Source organism: Vibrio sp. SCSIO 43132 (assembly GCF_019904195.1).
GTDB classification, from domain to species: domain Bacteria; phylum Pseudomonadota; class Gammaproteobacteria; order Enterobacterales; family Vibrionaceae; genus Vibrio; species Vibrio nigripulchritudo.
Genome location: NZ_CP063200.1, coordinates 1,294,895 through 1,312,550, shown reverse-complemented (window position 1 = coordinate 1,312,550; position 17,656 = coordinate 1,294,895). Strand labels below are relative to the sequence as shown.

The following is a 17,656-nucleotide window of genomic DNA, read 5'->3' as shown; positions in this document are numbered from 1 at the left end:
ATTCCAATCGCTTATTTTTCTCGAGTCCAGTTTTCAGCCCAGTAGCTTGAATAGTTCTGGTGACCTGTTGGAGCCACACCTTTTAACCACTTAGGTTTAATGTGGCTATCTGAACGGTAGTAGAGCGGCAGGGCTGGCAGGTCAGTAGCGTATAGATGTTGAAGTTCTTTCCAAAGTTCCATACGTTTTTCAAAGTTTAGCTCAGCATCAATCAGCGCGATCAGTTCATCCATCTTAGGGTTCACATAACTGGCATAGTTTTGACCTGACCAACCGTTCTCTTTAGTTGGAATGTACTCGGAATGAAGTGTAGTACGCGGCAAGTTCTCTGGAGATGTACCCCAGGCAAACATCGCTAATCCTTTGTGCTGACGCTGGTTAAGTGTTGTACCGAAGTAAACGCGTGCAGTTTGGTTATTAATGATTGTTTTGATGCCAACTTTTTTCCACTGTCCCTGAGCAAACTGCTGCACCAATTCACGAGTCTTGTTACCAGAGGTAGTCATGAATTCGATTTCTAGTGGTTTGCCGTTCTTCATCTGAACGCCATTCACCAGCTTGTAGCCAGCTTCTTTTAGAAGTGCTTTGGCTTTTTCAGGATCGTAAGAATATGAAGGTGCATTCGGGTCAAATGAAGCATCAAGTGGACTTACGTTTGAGTTTGCCACTTTGTTCTTACCATCGAATAGCTTCTTAGTCAGTAGTTCGCGATCCAGACCGAACAGCAGTGCCTGACGAACGCGTACGTCTTGCAGATGTTCATTTTGCAATTGCACGTCTAGGTGCTCATACAAAGCAGCAGGGCGAATATCAACGTCGTACTTGTTACCGAACTTCTTCTCGAACTGAAGCGCCTGGTCAAGAGTCAGACCCATTTCACCCGGGATGTAGTCCACGTCGCCAGATAGGAGGTTTGCCTGAAGTGCTTGTGTATCCGAAACGGTTTTGATTGTGATGTTACCAAAATGAGGTTGCTTGCCTTTCCAGTGCTCGTTCAGACCAAGAATAACAAACTGACCTTGCTTCAGGTTCTTAATAGTATAAGGACCGTTGTATAGAGCGGCATTGGTTGGGTCTGTTACGTACTTAGTCTTAAGGTGATATTCCTTAGGATTGGCGTTGAAAACAGACTCTTCAACGTGACGTGGTAACACACTTGGAATGTAGTATGCGTTGTACTTGTAAGAAACACGGTCTACATAGACGTTTACAGTGTAGTCATCGACAACTTCAAGTTTTTCCATGTGTTGGTATGTAGAAAGACCGGCGTTGCCTTGCACTTCAGAAGAAGTCGCTACGTCATACCAGAATTTAACGTCTTTAGTCGTGATTGGCGTACCGTCACCCCAGAAGAGGTCTTTTTTAAACTTAACGGTGATCTTAACGCCTTTTTCGCTTTCGCCCTCTTTAGCGTGGGGACGGTCGACAACAACAGCTAGGCCATTTTCGAAAGATGGGACTTCTTCACAAAGAAAACACATCAGCTTCCATTGCTGATCAAAACCAATAGTGTCGCGAAACGTAAAACCGTGGGTATAGGTTTTCGCAACCATGTTATCGATAATTGGGTGAAGAGTTGAAGGGTATTGAGAGATGCCCAGAGTCAGTTTGTCATCGGCTGAGAGAGCTTGGCTGCTCATCAGTGCAGCAGCGCCTGCTAGCGCCAATACGGATTTTTTTAACTTCATTTTAATCTCCATATCTTTATATTTGAGTTCTCCACATTCGGAAATTGAATGTCTTGAAAAACTCGAATCCTTGAGTGATAAGTGCGGAATCCAACGGTGATAGATAGCAATCTTCACCTTAAACGCCGGATTGTCGCAGAATTTTATACACAAATTCAGATAATCAATGTTCTTTCTTTATAAAAGGGGATGCAATTATCATTTGTAATAAATTCTTAAGCCGCAATTCATAACGTTTTTATATAAACCCCGCACTTTAGTTATCTAAGTAGTTATTAGTTAAGTAAAAACTGCTAGTCTCATTTCCTTTTTCAGATCGAAATCTCACTTTGTTCTGTAACATCTCACGCTTTCTCTGAAACATTTACGATTAAACATTATTCATCTTGTTATCAATTGATATTTGTAAGTGGCTTTAAAATTTAATTGAACAGTGTTTTATTGTGTGTATAATCGCATCAAACAAATGATTAGGGAAAACGAAAATGTTGAAATCTCTACTTTCTAACCGCGTGCTTTCTTTACTTTCTGTTAACTATGTCGCCGTTCTTATCTTTTCGATGATCAACCCTGCTTCCTGGGCTGTTTGGATAGCTGAAATTATTCCAGTGCTTCTGGCATTTGCTTTCATTGTGTTGACTCACCACAAATTCCGATTCAGCAATACCGCTTATATATTGATGTTTGTCTGGCTTTTCATGCACACCATCGGAGCCAAATACACATTTGCAGAGGTCCCTTTCAACTGGTTTAACGATTTAATTGGCTCAGAACGAAATCATTATGATCGCGTGGCTCACTATTCCATCGGATTTTGGGCTTACCCAATTGCGGAATACCTGTACAGAAAAAATCACGCTTCGGTTGTTATCTCTACACTGTTTGGTTTGTTTGCGTTAATGAGTGTCGCCGCAGGGTATGAAATTATTGAATGGTGGTATGCGGAACTGGCTGGCGGCAATGAAGGTATTGCGTTTTTGGGGTCACAGGGCGACATCTGGGATGCTCAGAGAGACATGTTGTGCGACACCTTAGGGGCCATCACCGTTCTCATCGCGTTCTACTTTAATAGCCAATCCATGGCTGTCGAGAAGGCTAAGCCTGAGTATTCGATTTAACCCAGTCCAGGTATTCTGATAACCCTGAACTGATCGGAAGCTGCACAACTTGAGGAACCTCATAGTTATGCAGCTTTTTTATTACCTCTTCTACATGGTGGTATCGAGCGCTTTGAGTCTTAATCACCAATAGCTGCTCACCGTCTTCACATACCTTTTCTTCCCAAAGATAATAGCTTTCAATCGGTAGTACCTGAATACAAGCAGCCAGCTTCTCTGTTAATAGTGTGCTGACAATTCCACGTTTGGTTTCATTATCGTTAACCGTAGTGAGGACGACGCAAAATTCTGATTCTGACATGATTGCACCTTGGTTTAGATTACTTAGCGAAGACTTTACCACCGACGATTTTATTCGCTGGGACACCCCGAATGAGTGTTCGGCGAGCAAATACGCTCCCGCATTCCGGGCACTCACAAGGTGTAGTTGTGTAGTCTTCGACAATACGTTCGACAAAACACTTTACCAGCGCCCCTTTTCCGCCCTTTCTGTAACGGTAGAGTTTTGTTCTGCATTTAGAACAGAAAACATCGACAGCCTTAGAGGGTAACTTTTTATTGGGTTTTGCCATCTTTCAGTTTGCGAAAATCTAGGTAGTGATATTTTACCTAATTAACCGAAGAAATTAACCTTTCGTTACTAAAGTAATCGCGATACCACCCAGAACAAGAAGAGATGACACCAAAAACCACACAGTGATAGGTTCATTGACAAAAAGCACCCCGCCCAGAGCCGCGATGACTGGGACAGACAACTGAACAACACCTGCCTGAAGCCCGGATATGTGTTTCACTACCCGATACCAAATTGCATAACCTAGACCAGATGCGATGCTGCCTGATAAAAGTGCGTAAAGGATGCCTTCGCGAGAGGCGGAATCCCACTCCACTAACCAAGGCAGTAATAAGAAAACTGGGATCGATGCCCCAATGAAGTTTAACTGGGTCGAAACAAGCGGATTAGAACTCGATTTTCCATTTAACGTGTATCCGCCCCAACATATACCGGAAACGACCATCAAAATCGCTCCTGTTAAGTCAGGTTGAGTTGCCCCCGGCAGCAATAGTATGACTAAACCACTAAACGAGATAACTACTCCAGCGACTGCAACCGCTTTGAGTTTTATGCCTGCTAATAAAGACACAATGATAATGGTCAGTTGAACCGCGCCAAACAACAATAAAGCGCCTGTGCCAGTGGCTAGATCGATATACGCATAAGAAAAGCAAATGGCGTATCCAAACAGCAGTGCACTGCCCTTGAGGTTAAAATCATCAGAAAAAAGAGAGAATCGTCGCCCGGAACGAGTCAGGTTTACCAAAATGAAGAGCGTAACTGCGCCAGAAATAAGACGAATGGCGGTAAAGGTGCCAGGGTCTATTTGACTATCTGCTAGCGCAAGTCGGCACAATACGGAATTGCCAGCAAATGCCACCATGGCAACGAGAATGTAGAGTTGGTTTTTCAATGAAGGCATGCCGGGTTCCTAACTTAGTCACCACTTCATCATGACTTCAATGAAATAATAAAACCAGCATGTTTTTGCTGGTTTTATAACCGATGGGAATATGGCGACATTAACTGCTGTTGCCTTCCGTATTCAAAGATTCAAGCTCTAATTCGGGTTTCACCCAGACTTTGCTGAAATCGAACCACCCAAGCGCGTTAGTTTTAGCATTCTGTAACGAACCGCACTGGTCTTTACTCAAACCAAGCCAACCATGAAACATTGGAATCAGAATCTGGCTTTCTACCAGTTCTTTACCAAGTCGCTTCGCTGGGAACGCCATTTCAGGTTGTGATCGCCATTCGTTTATGATTGTACGCCACTTGGTAAACTGTTCTTCTCTACACATGTTGTGAATGTCACCGTAGCTAAGAAACCAGCCGAGTAATCCGTCATCGCGATTAGTGCTGATCCCCATTGGCTTAATCCAGATATCGATTTCGCTCATGTTTTCCGGTTCTACATCGTAACGTATGTATTCAACGTTCAGTCCGTCTTGCTTAAGCAATTGTTCAATTGCTGCGGCATACATTTTGAACCCTGGATGGAAGCAGTGGTAAGCGACTTTGATGGTGACCAGAGCCGGTGGCTTGGTCTGGGAACCTGTCGGTCGGTTATGAAACCAGCCTGGCTTTAAACCATGAGCGTGCAACAACCCCTGCTCTACTATTTTGTCTTTAGGCATTAATTCAAACACATCGAAGCAGTTAAGGCGTGAGCAGAAATAATTTGCCCACTCCTGATCTTTCGCCAGCCCATGCTTTTGATTAAGTAAAAGGTAAGTACAACCGGGATCCAGTTCGACATCTTCATGTTCGCGATGCTGGGGTTTGGTTGGATGCTGCAAACTTGGATAAACAAGAGTGGAATAAGCTTCATCAATCACCCAGACTTCTACCTTATCGATAAGAGGTCGAAAGCCGAAATAGCCATCAAAAGCTTCTAGCACCAGCCTCTTATCATCATTGATCAGTACTCGATAAGGACCAGTCCCAACGGGCGTTCGATCCATCTCATCATCTGGTAACTGATGGGAAGGAAGTATTTTGGCATTCGTTTCGGCAAGAAGCAGGGGTAAATGCCAGTCTGGCAACGAAAGGTGAATGTCTACTACCCAAGAAGAAACTTCTTCTACCTTGCTGATATGGTCGAACATCTGGCAATTGGCGGAACAGGTCAGGCTCTCAACAATGTCTTGCGATGTTAGCAGATTGCCATTATGGCATCGAACTCCGGGACGAATATAGAAACGCCAGTGCTTATCAGAAATCATTTCCCAGTCGTGCGCTAAGTCGCCTTGAACCTGTTCGTTTTCGTCTAACTTGGTCAAGCCAGAGAAAACTTGTCTGATGATGTGCTGTTCTGAGCGGCGCGTGGGCTTGTGAGGATTGAGCATTCTGAGTGCTCGATAATAAGGTAAGCGGACAACTTGCTGTCCTTGTTGGTGTTGAAGACCAAGGTAATCCTGAATCACCTGCGTCAGGCGAGAGGCATCGCGTTCCAGAACGTTCAGCGCCTGACCAATTTTGCCTTCTTCTAAGTATCGCTTGGCGAGATTTTCACTGACATCCTGTTTGTTTCTGAGGAAGATAAGTTGTGAGAGCTTCCCCCTGCCCGCCGCCGGGTGCCACTCGATCCAGCCCTCTTCTGCAAGCTTGTTTAACACAATACGGGCGTTGCGTCGGGTACAAAAAAGAATGTCGGTGATATCTTCTAACTGAACCTCTGAATCGGTTCCGTTGTAATGCTCGAATAGAGTTTCGAATTGGCTTCGAAGGCGTGGGCTGCTCATAATGAGGAAAAACTCTCGACAAGTGGAATCTCAGAATTTCCTTATTTTAGCACCAGCAAAATTAAAGCACTATTAAACTTATTGGATAGAGATCCCAAGTTGCTCTGCTAGCTGCTCCAGCTGTTGGTGGTTATCTAACTTTATGGACCACTTACATTCTGCACCATTTGCAGCGACGACATTTGCACCGTTGCCTAATAGGGATATTGCGTCTGTCTGGCTTTGCAGAGTAACAAAATGTTCGCCAGTTAGCTTTACAACGATTTCGTGCATCGTGGCGATGATTTTTCCGCTTTTAAAAGTAATGACCATCAGGATTTCGCTTTCTTGGTTTTTACCGCAATCGTCAGGCGACTGGTGCAAATGAGTCGATCTTGTTCGTCAACAAGATTTATCTGCCACACTTGGGTTGAAATACCTAAATGAAGTGGGCTCGCGATTCCGGTAACTACGCCTTTTCTCATCGCCCTCACATGGTTGGCGTTAATATCGAGTCCAACGCAATATGAATCATCGTCTACAGCAAAATTAGCAGCAATGGAACCAAGAGATTCTGCTAATACGACAGATGCCCCGCCGTGCAGCATTCCCAAAGGTTGATGGGTAATGGACGAAACAGGCATCGTGGCTGAAATCGTATTGTCCGTGAAATTGGTGTAAACGATATTCAGGTGTTCCATCAGGGTATTCTTGGAAGACGCATTCAAAATTTCGAGACTTACGGGTTTCTTCCAAATGCTATTGCTCATATCCATTCAATTTTACCTAATGTGAGTGATATAATTTGTTATTAAGAAAGATAGGAAATACTAACACGGAGCCCGTTTATGAGTATAAAGCGAACACTAGTTACAGGGCTTACAGCAACGCTACTTGCATCCTGTACAACATCACCAACAGGTCGCGATCAACTACTGCTCTTCTCTGCCAACGATATGGCAAACCTCGGTGCTAACTCTTTCGAGCAAATGAAGCAACGAGAGAAGGTGAGCAATGATAGCAAAACAAACGCTTACGTGCGCTGTGTAACCGACTCGATCACAAAACACGTCCCCAAACAATCAAGTTTTGATAAATGGGAGGTTGTGGTATTCGACAGCGACCAAATCAATGCGTTTGCCCTACCCGGTGGCAAGATTGGCGTTTACACTGGCCTGTTGAAAGTGGCGAAAAATCAGGACCAGTTGGCAACGGTTATTGGTCATGAGATTGCTCATGTCCTTGCCGATCACGGTAATGAGCGATTATCGAGTTCTCAACTAGCCAATGTAGGGCTACAGATTACTAATGTGAGCCTACAAAACTCAGAATACCAAGGTTTGGCAATGGGCGTATTAGGCGTTGGAGTTCAATATGGCGTGCTTATGCCCTACGGTAGAAGCCAGGAATCTGAAGCTGATATTCTGGGGCTGGATCTGATGGCAAAAGCAGGTTTTGATCCTCGCCAGAGTGTTGAACTTTGGAAAAACATGGCGAAAGCATCCAAGGGAAAGAATCCACCTGAGCTACTTTCTACTCACCCATCTCACAATACTCGCATCACAAATTTATCCAATCGATTTAGCGCTTTACCTGCTCCAGCGTCGACCAGACCCAATTGCGGTTAAGCCTTTGACTAAAGCGTGGTGTTGTTAAACTGCGCTTTTTTTATTCAATCAATTCAATATTGTTAAACAAATCACACGTCCAGTGACAAAAGTGCCAATCGGTATTGGCAATCATTATGATCCTTTAATAAAATCCCACTCACCTCTCATTTCATACTCACGATTTAAACATCCGTTTAACATATCGGCAACATTACTTTAAGGTTGGATTGAGCCATATGGCTTTTCCTACACATACAAGTAAAAAGTCTTACCCAAGGGGACCAAGGATGAAAATTAAGCACTGCTCTCTGCTTACAATATCCATATTGTTCGCGTGTAATGTTAACGCAGCCGGCTTTCAGGTTGCAGAGCATTCAGCTTCCGGTTTAGGACGCGCTTTTTCTGGTGAAGCAGCGGTGGCAGACAATGCCAGCGTGTTAGCTCGTAACCCAGCTGCCATGACACTGTTTGACACAGCCCAATTTTCTGGCGCGCTGTCCATTATCGATCCAGAAGTGGATGTTAACGACGTTACCAACAATCAATATTCCAAAGATGTAGCCCCGATGCAGTTTGTTCCTGCTTCTTATTACATCAGCCCAATCAATGATAAATGGGCATGGGGTGTTGGTTTGTTCACCACTTATGGGGTAGGAACAGATTACCCAGATTCAATCGCAGCAGGCGACATGGCAGGTAACACCTCCCTAGCCTCTGTCAATCTAAACCCGAACATCGCCTATAGGGCTAACGACAATTTCAGCGTAGGTGCAGGGGTAAATCTTGTGTATGCGATAGCTGAACTGGATAGGCATAAAGGCTCTCTCTACCCATTTATTGGTGGTAGTCCATCAGACAAATTAGTTTCAATGGAAGGTAACACCTTTGCCTTTGGATGGAATATCGGTGCTTTGTACGAAATTAACGAAAACCATAGATTTGGGTTTGGTTATCGCTCATCCGTAAACCTCGATTTTGATGACGGTAAATTTACTGATCATGGTGGAACAAGAGTTTCTGATTCGAGCAAAAATCCAGTTAAGGGGCAGCTTAAAATTGAGTTGCCAGATATTGTCGAATTATCCGGCTTCCATCAGTTAAATAGCCAATGGGCTGTGCATTACAGCTGGCAACGTACCATGTGGAATAAGTTTAAAGAGCTCAGAGCGACAAGCCCTGATTGTGATTTGAATGACGGAGTCTGCTTCTTAAAAAAGGAAGACTATTCGGATAATAACCGCTACTCCGTTGGAGCAACTTATTCTCTTGATTCTCAATGGACTCTTCGTGCTGGTTTAGCATTCGATGAGCAAGCAGGAAAAACCACCCTAAGTATCCCCGACTCTGATCGTACTTGGTATTCCACTGGTGTTACGTATGCATACAGTAAAAACCTTACCTTTGATGCTGGTTTTGCACTTGTTAAAAGCAAGAGTGGTTCCTTTAAAGAAAAAAATGCAGGTGATCAGGAGCTGACTTTTGAAAGCTCTGGCTCAGCGTATATAACCGCACTTCAAGTTAACTACGCATTCAACTAATTCAGACAGGATATACACGATGAATAAGAAAAACTTATTGGCGGTCATTATTTCCGCTTCATTACTTTCTGGATGCGGTGATGACGTAAAAGTTACAGGTAATGAGACAGGTAATTTAGAGCAATACTTAACTGATTTGTCATCTAGAAAAACATCAATTGATTTCACTCTACTTGGCAGCAATGCTTGGGTCCCACCTCCAAGCGCTCTTCTAATGGATACAGAAGATGGAACCTTAAAGCTTCCAACTAGTGGGAATAACGCATTGTCGAACCCTCTGGCTGCTATGAATACGGCAGATGGCTGGTCGTTAAGTATGCCGATAGCACTGAGATTCAAAGGCGACGGTTTTTCAGCCGGAACTTCAATAACATCAGGTATCACCATACTTAAGCTCTCTGGAAAGTTAACAGATTCAACTCCACCTACTGTTACTGGTGCTGTCAGTTCTTTTGTAGCTACCACGACATCAGATTCTATTGTTATTACATTCACGCAACCTTTAGATCCTAGTTCCGACTATATTTTTGCGTTGACCGACGGAATATTAGACAAAAATGGTAATCCTATAGGGACATCTCAAAGTTACGCAGGTCTGAAAACCTCAAACACGACCTACACAGAGGGCAGTTTGGCATCAGCACAAAAAGTTGTGAAAGGTGTTGAACAGTATATGGCTGGAGCTTCAATTGACACGAAAACCATCATTTACTCTTCCTGGTTCTCAACTCAATCTCTTGGCTCGTCACTATTCGCAACTAAATCTGGTTATGGTTCTGCCATTGGGCAAAACAATGATCTGACCAAAGTGTGGAAAGGAAATGCAATCGAATCTGGTGTTGACTCAACAAATCCCTTTGTATTGACATTTGGCACTTCTGTTGATTTTGATGAAGCATTGATAGCTGATACAAACTTCACTAAGTATGCAGGTACCTCAAGTGCGCAAACCTCAGTAGCGGGTTTGTATTCAGGTTCAAACAACAACACGGTTAATGTAACTAAAGGCACCGTCAAGCTGCCTCATTTCTTGAGCAAAGGAACAGACTGGAACACAGCACCTTTTGAAGCAGCTGCGCCAAGCCTTGCAAAATTAATTAACGCGCTTTCAAGTTCAGCTGACGCAACAGCCATCAGTGCAAGTCTGGTTAGTGCTGGTGTTGATCCATCACCACTTTCAACACTTGCAACCGCAACGTCTGCCGAGCAATTTGCGTTTATGCAATCGTTGGTAGGTGTCAACATTACATTAGCAGACGGTTCACGATTAGATACTGAAAGAGTACCAACTCGCTTCACTCCTTTTGCAAAAATTCGCTCTATGGAAACGGTAAACTTCTTACTGTTTACGCCAACAACAATTCCAGCAAATATGCCAATTGTTATCTATCAGCATGGGATTACCTCTGCCAAAGAAAATGCTTACTATTTTGCAGATAAACTTGCCAGAGGCGGTATAGGTGTAATTGCTATCGACCTCCCTCTTCATGGCGAAAGGAGCCTTGATGCAGCAAGGTCAGCCAATGCGTCTGCATTAGCCTACATCAATTTAAGTAATATACCTGTCGCTAGAGATAATCTGCAGCAAAGCACGTTTGACTTGCTTGGCTTAAGAGCCTCTATCAGTCTGGCTTATTCTGCAAGAAGCAATTCATTTACTGGTACACCACTTGCGGGGGCTGCCAACCCACTAGTTGCAACGTCAGCTCCAAGGGTTTATGGGCATTCCCTTGGGGGGATAGTTGGCTCTTCAACAGCGGCATATTCAAATCATCAAACAGGAGACACTGCAACTGACACTGCATTGAACTCTTTATTCGCTATAACTTCATCCGCAATCGCGAACTCTGGTGGTCAAATAGGCAACTTATTAATGGGAAGTGCTAGCTTCGGTCCGTTGATAAAACACAACCTGGGACTGAACAGTAACGATGATTACAAGGCATACGTAGCTAGCCAATGCTCCTTGACTTCTACTTCCACCTCGAAAGAGCAAGGGGCATGTTATACACAAATGGCAAACGATAGCACCTATAATGCACTTAAAACTACGTTAGAAGCTTCTTTCTCGCAGTTTACTTATGCGGTACAAACCGTTATCGATGGTATTGATCCAATTAACATGACAGATTTAATCGACGATAAGCCTTTCTACTTATCGCAAGTTGAAGGTGACTTAACGGTGCCTAATACAGTAGCAACAGCACCGCTGGCGGGAACTAAGCCGATCGCAGATCAAATGTCTATAAATCCAGTTAACAGCTCGAACACCACACCAAGTGACAATACGAAAGTGTACGTTCAATTCAGTTCAGCTGACCACTCAACGGCAATATTCCCTCAGGATCAAGCATTTGCGGATCAGAATCATCACAATGAGATGGTTCGACAAGTGATTGATTTCTTATCAGACAATAAGTTGGATACCGTTAGTAATTCGCCTGCTGTATTGAAGTAGTGATATAAACAGCCTTTACTTAAAAGAGCCTTCGGGCTCTTTTTTTATGCCTATCAAATATGAAAGAAAAGTTTGTTGTATGAATTATTTATAAGAGTGGATAAATCGCCTCAATGCCCTTTTCTTTGTCGGGATTACGTGGATAATACCCTGCTCTCATTCCAACAAAGGTAAGACCTTAATGTCTACTGAATCTACATTACTTGAGCGCTGTGGTTCTAAATGCGAACTTTGCGCTTCAGACTCTTCGCTTGAAGCCTATGCAGTTGCGCCTCATGCCAATGTGACCGTTGACCACGCTATTATGCTTTGTGGTACATGCTTAAATGAAATTGATGAGCCCAAAGATATCAACCACTGGCGTTGCCTGAATGACAGCATGTGGAGCCCAGTGGCTCCAGTACAGGTGATGGCTTGGCGTCAGCTTAAGCGTTTGTCTTCAGAGAGTTGGGCGCAAGACGCCTTGGATATGATCTATCTAGAAGATGATGTGGCTAAATGGGCAGAGATTGGAATGGATGACGATGCCGAAAAGCCGCGTGATGTAAATGGCGTTGAACTGAAGAAAGGTGACGACGTAACGGTTATTAAAGACTTGCCAATCAAAGGCTCAAGCCAGGTGATTAAACAAGGCACAGTAGTTCGCGGTATTGGCTTAACAGACGACCCTAAGCATATTCAGGGGAAGGCAAACGGTCAGGCAATGTACATTATTGCTGAGTATTGCCGTAAGAAATAAGATAAGGCACGAACACGCCTTATTTTTTGAACAGATACAAAAAAGCCAGCATTTTTGCTGGCTTTAATTTTTATCGATTCAGTCCGATATCACGTTGTAGATAAGGAGAAAGTTGTCCAACGTTGTATTTTGGTTCCGCTTTACTCTCTACAAATAAGATATCCAACAAATGAGCAATCAATCCTTTGAAGTTTAACGCATAGGTCTTCTTTCCCATAGACCCTGGAGCTGCCATTGTTTCGATGTGCATTACCTGTGCCATGATTGCCTCACAATTAATCTGTTTTCTCGATAGCTCAGATAATAGTCGTATATTTCATTTTCAAAAAATGACTTTTCTTATATTTTCAGATTAGATTTTCTAATATAACAATCCGTTAACCAAGTGGAAAATAACAAATCAAAATTAATGGGTATATATGCACCAATGGCTCTAATTGTCTGATAATACCGGATTCAGATATTCAATATTGCATGTGAGATAAACATATTTTTAACAAGTATCCTAATCCAATACTATGTCAATTTAAAGTAAAATTAGTAATCCGAATCCAAACCCTCTTATCTTTCACTGAACGATGGCTTCTCTATTTGATTTTATTTTTGCGGAACAAATCGTATCAAGCTGTGGGTAGCCTTTGTTCTATCCCCGCTTTCCTTATGTAGATTATGGTCTTTGTCTAATTTATGTACTTTAGAGCTCACTCGCTATGACTTGTGATTTTGCAGCTCTATTTTTCATTTTGTCATTATAGTGTGTACCCTCTCCCAATTATAAGATTTTACGTTATTTTTAAGGTAATTATATCCATATATGTGGTAGTGATTTTTGTTTACTTTAAAGCTCAATATTGCATTTGTGTTACATATTGTTACATCCCTAAAGCGGTATAAACGTACGGTGTTTCAAACACTTAGCTAATTCTCTTGTGCGCATATAACACGGTAAGCCAATTACGCATTTCCTTTATTCAATATACGAATAAAATCGAATGCCATTTTTATAATGTTTCAATGTGCAACCTATGGAGTATTCATGCTGAATCGCCTTTTAAACCGACTCAATGTATCAGCAAAGATACGGCTGATCATTGTCGTCGCCAGTCTTATGATTTTTGGCGCTAAGCTCTTTTCCGCATTGAATCTGAAAGATCAGATGATTGTTGAACGTAAACAAGCAGCGGAAGCTTTAGTTCAAAGTGGAATCAGTCAGATAAACCAGATCGAAAAACTCGTTACGCGTGGCAGCCTAACCTTTGAAGAAGGTCAGCAGCAGGCGCGTGAATTAATTAAAAACAAACGCTACGGAAGTAATGGCTACTTTTGGCTGAATGATTTGAATGGCGTGATGGTCATGCACCCTATTAAGCCTGAATTAGACGGCAAGAATATGGTGGCTCATTCTACTTCCTACATTTCGGATGCGTTTCGCCAGTTTGTAGAAACTGCTCGCTCACAAGGCAGCGGGTTTGTCGCTTACGACTGGCCGCAACCTGGTAGTAGTGAACTGGAAGAGAAAGTGTCTTTTGTTGGGAAATCTAACAAATGGGGCTGGGTTCTGGGTACAGGCGTCTACTTTACTGATGTAGAAGATGCCTTTAAAGACGAGTTGATTGCTACTTCTGTTCACACGCTGATCTTTGTGATTGCGCTTGTCTTGTTCTCAACTTTAATCGCGCAGAACATTCTTAAGCCATTAAATAAATTAACACGAACCATGTCGCTTATCGCTGACGACAAAGACTTGTCCATTGTAATGAAAAGTAAAGGCAAAGATGAACTGGCGACAATGGCTACAGCGTTTAACAAGATGAACAATAATCTGAGAGACGTGGTGGTCAGTATCCATGGGAATACCGACTCTCTTGCTTCTCAAGCTGAAGAATTGTCTAGCGTTACTCATCAAATTCAGTCTGGAATACGCGATCAAAAAGAACAGACACTCGCCGTTGCTGGTCGGGTTGAGCAACTGACGCACTCCGCTGATTTGGTATCAGAGAAAGTTGAAATAGCGCTTGTTACTACTCGCGAATCCAATGAAGTTATCGCCTCAGGTACGCAGAGCGTTCACGAAAACCTCGATGTTATCCAGAGTGTTGCTGAGGAGGTACAGGCGACAGCTAAGATCGCCGGAGATCTGGAATCGTCTTCTAATGAAATCGGAGATATTCTGGATGTCATCAAGCAAATCGCAGAACAGACCAACCTGCTAGCGCTAAACGCGGCAATTGAAGCTGCACGAGCTGGTGAGCAAGGTCGAGGTTTTGCCGTTGTCGCCGATGAAGTGCGTACCCTCGCCCAAAGAACTCAGGAATCCACGGGTAACATTCAGCGAATCATTTCAGATTTGCAAACAGGTGTTCAGCAAACAGTGGGGTCGCTGCAAAACTGTCAGCACAAAGCTGAATTGGGTATCGAGAAAGCAACCAATTGCGGAGATGCATTGACAAGCGTTCAGGCGTCGATTAAAACTCTGGCAGAAATGTCTACAGAGATCGCTTCTTCTGCTGAAGACCAGCGTCATCAGATTCTGAGCATAGGCGACAGCATTTCCAGCATTTCACAGGTCGCAGAGCAAACGGAAACCGGAACCAGCCACACTTCGCAATCCAGCGAGCAATTAAGTGTGATGGCACAAAAGCTAAACGGACTGGTTAACGCCTTTAAGGTCTAAACAATCAAAATGGGGAGCGCGATGCTCCCCTTTCTTTTAGCCATACAAAAACAAACAGTCTTCGGTATTCGGGTCTAAAGCAACAATTAAATCATCACCATAGTTGTCATCACTTTGAGCCAAAATGCATGTTTTCCCTGAAGTTCCACTCTCAAAATAGAATTCCATGGGATAGGATTTCTCTAATTCGATTTTTTCAGATAACTGGTTTGCCACCAGTGAAGCCAGTAGGTTGCCATCGCTAGATACTTTGTATTGAGCCTTGTCGTTCATGTTCAAGACGCGAACGCTTTTCTTGCTGGCGTCATTTTTCGCGTTTTCTCGAACAATATTCCACTGGAACCGATACCCTTCACTCTTATTTCCAATAGCAAAGAGATAATACTTCCCTCCATCCTTAATGACCGTCGAAGCCTTTGCGAGCTTAGCCTTTGTATTTTGGTCGCGTAGCTCGTAAGACACCAGTGGAAACGTCACCTGGTTCCAGTAAAGGCGAAGTGTTTCTGAAGCGCCGTAAAGGTCGCCTGTATACATAAGCTTTGTTCTGCCCCCTATTTCTTTAGAGATAGCAATAGCGTTGCCAAAACCTTTTGAAAAAGTACTTCCTGTACTTGAGAAGTGGAAAACCTTAAGAGTTGCTGTCTGTTGCTTATTGGACGTTATCTTGACTGGTTGGGAATTAGAACTGCTACCAGCGCCGCAGGCTGACAGTAGCAAGATAAAAAACACTGAGATGGTTTGTTTGAGCATAGATGGATTACCAATTTCGTTATCAAAGTGCTAATCCTTCAGCGGGGCGCAAAAACTAACACAACGAATGGGTAATCCCAAGCACAATATTGAGACAGCCCGGTATTCACAAATATTCCGTTTGGTACTTATCACTTAACCTTCGGGCTAAATCTGCCGGAAACTTGTTTCTCGCAATAGATGATGTAACCAATACGATATCGACGGCTGGCAGAGGTGGAAGCCAATCTTCTTCGAGAATCGAAATCCCTTCTCCTGTGTTTTGGATTGCCAATGCTCCAATAGCCTGTCCGCTGCGAATTAACCCCGTTAATGCAACAGCGCTGGCACAACTGGCAACGACTTTAAAAGGAATTTGTTTTTTGGTTAGCCCCTCTGTCGCAGATGCATAATACTGACACTCCTTTTGAAGTAAAACCAAAGGAATTGGTCGCTGTTCGAGCAAACTTTTGTTCTCGCCGATCAGCCAGACTCCACGGTCGTTGGATAACAGGTACCCTTCCTCGCGTCCCGCCGGTCTGCTTACGATACCGATGTCTAACCTACCACTATCGAGCATCATCCTTACTCTGTTGCTTGGCGTGCAGACTATTTGTAAATCTAAGCTTGGGATTTCTTTGCGAAGTAAGCGGACGAAGTTTGGCAACACGGATTCCGCATAATCGTCGGGGCAACCCAATCTGATGACCGTTTCAACATCCTGACCTTTTATCTGATTTAATGTGTCATCGTGGAGTTGCAATAGCTGGCGGGCATATAGTGCCAAGCTCTGCCCATCTTTTGTCAGGTTCAGGTTTCGACCCTGTTTTTCAAATAGTGGTTTGCCAAGTTCTGATTCCAGCCTTTTCATTTGCATACTAACGGCAGACTGTGTTTTGAAGGTTTGTTTAGCCGCTCGGGTAAAGCTGCCTGTGTCTACAAAAGCCAGAAAGCTTCGTAGTGCTTCTATATCCATGTTAATTCTCCCTAAAGCTCAAATTATTCACTAAGTCGAGAATAAAAACCCATTCCATTTGCTTATAGTTTGTATAAAAACATCTGTATGGTCGACAACTCTTTTTATCTTTAACGTAAAGAAAAGTCATCAATCAACGGAAGAACAATATGTTACTGATTCTAGGAAACAAGAACTACTCTACCTGGTCATTACGCGGATGGTTAATGCTTGAAAAATCGGGTGTAAATTATGATGAGAAAATCATAAGTCTGGTTGGTTCCGGCTTTTACAAAGAAGTTCAGGAGTACACACCAGCATTAAAAGTCCCGGCTTTAGTGGATGGTGACATTCAGGTTTGGGATTCACTGGCGATTTGTGAATACATCAATGATGCTTATATGTCTGGTCAGGCTTGGCCTTCAGATGCAAAAGAAAGAGCAAAAGCTCGCTCTCTGGCGGCAGAGATGCATTCAGGCTTTCATGCTATTCGTTCTGAAATGCCAATGAACATTAGAGCAACAAGAAAGGTTGAACTTTCCGAGCAGGCAAAACTAGAAATTGCCCGAATAGAACAGATTTGGTCGGAGCAGTCTAACGAATTCAAAACCAAAGGTGGATGGCTGTTTGGAAGCTGGAGTATTGCAGACGTTATGTTTGCTCCCGTAGCACTCAGATTTAAAACCTACCAGATAGAAATTGGAGCGGAAGCCCAAAGGTATGCGGATCACGTGCTCAGTTGCTCTGCTATCCAGAAATGGACTGAGGAAGCTTTATTGGAAGAAGAAGTAGTTCCTCAAGGGGAAGCCGGACTTGAGGTTTAGCGAAGCCGAAAATAAAAAAAACAGGTCAAATGACCTGCTTCTTA

The 17,656-nt window shown here is 43.3% G+C and carries 17 protein-coding genes; 7 read left to right on the top strand and 10 right to left on the bottom strand.

The window, feature by feature from the left end:
- Nucleotides 1-11 precede the first annotated feature (11 nt).
- Nucleotides 12-1,688 (bottom strand): peptide ABC transporter substrate-binding protein, encoded by a 1,677-nt coding sequence (locus INR79_RS24080; RefSeq protein ID WP_223097286.1) that lies wholly within the window; start codon nucleotides 1,686-1,688, stop codon nucleotides 12-14.
- Nucleotides 1,689-2,173: 485 nt separating this feature from the next.
- Here INR79_RS24080 and INR79_RS24075 point away from each other — a divergent pair, with 485 nt between their 5' ends.
- Nucleotides 2,174-2,806 (top strand): DUF2238 domain-containing protein, encoded by a 633-nt coding sequence (locus INR79_RS24075; protein WP_223097285.1) that lies wholly within the window; start codon nucleotides 2,174-2,176, stop codon nucleotides 2,804-2,806.
- On the opposite strand, the gene cutA is transcribed toward INR79_RS24075, so the two are convergent.
- The 6 genes from cutA to INR79_RS24050 all read right to left on the bottom strand — a co-directional run bounded on the left by cutA (nucleotide 2,784) and on the right by INR79_RS24050 (nucleotide 6,855).
- Complete coding sequence (gene cutA, locus INR79_RS24070) at nucleotides 2,784-3,107, bottom strand: divalent-cation tolerance protein CutA (RefSeq protein ID WP_004400408.1); 324 nt, start codon at nucleotides 3,105-3,107, stop codon at nucleotides 2,784-2,786. The two genes, INR79_RS24075 and cutA, sit on opposite strands and share 23 nt — an antisense overlap.
- A gap of 19 nt (nucleotides 3,108-3,126) precedes the next feature.
- Entirely contained in the window at nucleotides 3,127-3,378 is a 252-nt protein-coding gene (locus INR79_RS28210) for a hypothetical protein (RefSeq protein ID WP_262415419.1), read from the bottom strand.
- Between the two features lie 54 nt (nucleotides 3,379-3,432).
- On the bottom strand, nucleotides 3,433-4,284 hold the full coding sequence (locus INR79_RS24065; RefSeq protein WP_223097284.1) for a DMT family transporter: 852 nt from the start codon (nucleotides 4,282-4,284) through the stop codon (nucleotides 3,433-3,435).
- A gap of 100 nt (nucleotides 4,285-4,384) precedes the next feature.
- Complete coding sequence (locus tag INR79_RS24060; protein ID WP_223097283.1) at nucleotides 4,385-6,106, bottom strand: SgrR family transcriptional regulator; 1,722 nt, start codon at nucleotides 6,104-6,106, stop codon at nucleotides 4,385-4,387.
- A 78-nt stretch (nucleotides 6,107-6,184) separates the two neighbouring features.
- Nucleotides 6,185-6,418, bottom strand: coding sequence for a DUF3389 domain-containing protein (locus INR79_RS24055; RefSeq protein WP_223097282.1), 234 nt, complete (start codon nucleotides 6,416-6,418; stop codon nucleotides 6,185-6,187).
- Complete coding sequence (locus INR79_RS24050; RefSeq protein WP_223097281.1) at nucleotides 6,418-6,855, bottom strand: hotdog fold thioesterase; 438 nt, start codon at nucleotides 6,853-6,855, stop codon at nucleotides 6,418-6,420. Before INR79_RS24050 ends, INR79_RS24055 begins: the two co-directional genes overlap by 1 nt.
- Nucleotides 6,856-6,933: 78 nt before the next feature.
- Here INR79_RS24050 and INR79_RS24045 point away from each other — a divergent pair, with 78 nt between their 5' ends.
- From INR79_RS24045 to INR79_RS24030, 4 genes are all read left to right on the top strand, one after another.
- Nucleotides 6,934-7,713, top strand: coding sequence for a M48 family metallopeptidase (locus INR79_RS24045; RefSeq protein ID WP_223097280.1), 780 nt, complete (start codon nucleotides 6,934-6,936; stop codon nucleotides 7,711-7,713).
- Between the two features lie 269 nt (nucleotides 7,714-7,982).
- Nucleotides 7,983-9,233: an outer membrane protein transport protein gene (locus tag INR79_RS24040; protein WP_223097279.1), complete on the top strand. Its 1,251-nt coding sequence runs from the start codon at nucleotides 7,983-7,985 to the stop codon at nucleotides 9,231-9,233.
- A gap of 19 nt (nucleotides 9,234-9,252) precedes the next feature.
- Complete coding sequence (locus INR79_RS24035) at nucleotides 9,253-11,691, top strand: VolA/Pla-1 family phospholipase (RefSeq protein ID WP_223097278.1); 2,439 nt, start codon at nucleotides 9,253-9,255, stop codon at nucleotides 11,689-11,691.
- A 181-nt stretch (nucleotides 11,692-11,872) separates the two neighbouring features.
- Entirely contained in the window at nucleotides 11,873-12,430 is a 558-nt protein-coding gene (locus INR79_RS24030) for a PhnA domain-containing protein (protein ID WP_004408243.1), read from the top strand.
- A gap of 70 nt (nucleotides 12,431-12,500) precedes the next feature.
- Here the strand turns inward: INR79_RS24030 and INR79_RS24025 are convergent, their stop codons facing one another.
- Nucleotides 12,501-12,692 (bottom strand): hypothetical protein, encoded by a 192-nt coding sequence (locus INR79_RS24025; protein WP_004408245.1) that lies wholly within the window; start codon nucleotides 12,690-12,692, stop codon nucleotides 12,501-12,503.
- A gap of 774 nt (nucleotides 12,693-13,466) precedes the next feature.
- Here INR79_RS24025 and INR79_RS24020 point away from each other — a divergent pair.
- Nucleotides 13,467-15,104 (top strand): methyl-accepting chemotaxis protein, encoded by a 1,638-nt coding sequence (locus tag INR79_RS24020; protein WP_004408246.1) that lies wholly within the window; start codon nucleotides 13,467-13,469, stop codon nucleotides 15,102-15,104.
- A 36-nt stretch (nucleotides 15,105-15,140) separates the two neighbouring features.
- Here the strand turns inward: INR79_RS24020 and INR79_RS24015 are convergent, their stop codons facing one another.
- On the bottom strand, nucleotides 15,141-15,854 hold the full coding sequence (locus tag INR79_RS24015) for a hypothetical protein (RefSeq protein WP_223097277.1): 714 nt from the start codon (nucleotides 15,852-15,854) through the stop codon (nucleotides 15,141-15,143).
- 106 nt (nucleotides 15,855-15,960) lie between these two features.
- Nucleotides 15,961-16,809, bottom strand: coding sequence for a LysR family transcriptional regulator (locus INR79_RS24010; protein ID WP_223097276.1), 849 nt, complete (start codon nucleotides 16,807-16,809; stop codon nucleotides 15,961-15,963).
- 149 nt (nucleotides 16,810-16,958) lie between these two features.
- Here INR79_RS24010 and INR79_RS24005 point away from each other — a divergent pair, with 149 nt between their 5' ends.
- Nucleotides 16,959-17,612 (top strand): glutathione S-transferase family protein, encoded by a 654-nt coding sequence (locus INR79_RS24005; protein ID WP_223097275.1) that lies wholly within the window; start codon nucleotides 16,959-16,961, stop codon nucleotides 17,610-17,612.
- The last annotated feature ends 44 nt before the right edge of the window (nucleotides 17,613-17,656 follow it).

Excerpts from the sequence above, each read along its gene's own strand:
- INR79_RS24035 (WP_223097278.1), top strand. The coding sequence starts at position 9,253 with ATGAATAAGAAAAACTTATTGGCGGTCATTATTTCCGCTTCATTACTT.
- INR79_RS24065 (WP_223097284.1), bottom strand. The coding sequence starts at position 4,284 with ATGCCTTCATTGAAAAACCAACTCTACATTCTCGTTGCCATGGTGGCA.
- INR79_RS24060 (WP_223097283.1), bottom strand. The coding sequence starts at position 6,106 with ATGAGCAGCCCACGCCTTCGAAGCCAATTCGAAACTCTATTCGAGCAT.
- INR79_RS24005 (WP_223097275.1), top strand. The coding sequence starts at position 16,959 with ATGTTACTGATTCTAGGAAACAAGAACTACTCTACCTGGTCATTACGC.
- INR79_RS24010 (WP_223097276.1), bottom strand. The coding sequence starts at position 16,809 with ATGGATATAGAAGCACTACGAAGCTTTCTGGCTTTTGTAGACACAGGC.
- cutA (WP_004400408.1), bottom strand. The coding sequence starts at position 3,107 with ATGTCAGAATCAGAATTTTGCGTCGTCCTCACTACGGTTAACGATAAT.
- INR79_RS24030 (WP_004408243.1), top strand. The coding sequence starts at position 11,873 with ATGTCTACTGAATCTACATTACTTGAGCGCTGTGGTTCTAAATGCGAA.
- INR79_RS24080 (WP_223097286.1), bottom strand. The coding sequence starts at position 1,688 with ATGAAGTTAAAAAAATCCGTATTGGCGCTAGCAGGCGCTGCTGCACTG.
- INR79_RS24075 (WP_223097285.1), top strand. The coding sequence starts at position 2,174 with ATGTTGAAATCTCTACTTTCTAACCGCGTGCTTTCTTTACTTTCTGTT.
- INR79_RS24040 (WP_223097279.1), top strand. The coding sequence starts at position 7,983 with ATGAAAATTAAGCACTGCTCTCTGCTTACAATATCCATATTGTTCGCG.
- INR79_RS28210 (WP_262415419.1), bottom strand. The coding sequence starts at position 3,378 with ATGGCAAAACCCAATAAAAAGTTACCCTCTAAGGCTGTCGATGTTTTC.
- INR79_RS24045 (WP_223097280.1), top strand. The coding sequence starts at position 6,934 with ATGAGTATAAAGCGAACACTAGTTACAGGGCTTACAGCAACGCTACTT.
- INR79_RS24020 (WP_004408246.1), top strand. The coding sequence starts at position 13,467 with ATGCTGAATCGCCTTTTAAACCGACTCAATGTATCAGCAAAGATACGG.
- INR79_RS24025 (WP_004408245.1), bottom strand. The coding sequence starts at position 12,692 with ATGGCACAGGTAATGCACATCGAAACAATGGCAGCTCCAGGGTCTATG.
- INR79_RS24050 (WP_223097281.1), bottom strand. The coding sequence starts at position 6,855 with ATGAGCAATAGCATTTGGAAGAAACCCGTAAGTCTCGAAATTTTGAAT.
- INR79_RS24055 (WP_223097282.1), bottom strand. The coding sequence starts at position 6,418 with ATGGTCATTACTTTTAAAAGCGGAAAAATCATCGCCACGATGCACGAA.
- INR79_RS24015 (WP_223097277.1), bottom strand. The coding sequence starts at position 15,854 with ATGCTCAAACAAACCATCTCAGTGTTTTTTATCTTGCTACTGTCAGCC.